The organism is Pseudarthrobacter sp. R1 (genome assembly GCF_024494415.1).
Classification (GTDB): Bacteria; Actinomycetota; Actinomycetes; order Actinomycetales; family Micrococcaceae; genus Arthrobacter.
The window spans coordinates 1-543 of record NZ_JAMKFI010000034.1; the positions used below are offsets into that span (position 1 = coordinate 1).

Consider the following 543-nt stretch of genomic DNA (forward strand, 5'->3'; position numbering starts at 1 on the left):
CGCAATGGGGTGAAAAACAGGACTCCCAGGCGCCCCTGTTCCGCACCTTTGCCCAGGAGCTGGGCCTGGACCTGGCCGCCTACGACGCCGCAGTGGCGAATGAAGCCACCAAGGACCGGATCCGAAAGGATATCGCCGACGGCAAGGCACTGGGCGTGACCGGAACTCCGACGTTCTTCCTCAATGGGGAAAAGCTGACGCTGAACACCATGGAGGAATTCCGGCAGAAACTAGCGGAAGCCGCACAGTAGAACTCCCCGCTCCAAGGGACCCTGATCTATCCAAGGGACCCTGCATCTCTACTCGTCCCACCGGGAAGGACCGCGCCGATGACGTGCCAGCCTGCGCCCTTCCGGCTGCTGCGCACGGCCCCCGTGGCGGCGTCGGTCCTGTCCCTGGCTGCCGCCGCCCACGTCGCCGGCGGCGGACGGCTGCCCCAGACCCCTGTCCTGGCCGCCTGCACTGCCCTGGTCTTCCTGGCGGTCATCGTTCTGACCCGGTGGAAACTGCAGCTGCCGGCCCTGGCTGTGGTCCTGACAGGAG

The 543-nt window shown here is 66.5% G+C and carries 1 protein-coding gene and 1 pseudogene; both read left to right on the top strand.

From position 1 onward, the window contains the following. Positions 1-251: DsbA family protein (locus M8J71_RS22830; protein ID WP_256250153.1), on the top strand; the 251-nt coding region annotated here is incomplete at its 5' end. Positions 252-329: 78 nt separating this feature from the next. Next, a pseudogene (locus M8J71_RS22835) lies at positions 330-543 on the top strand (hypothetical protein); the annotation flags it as partial.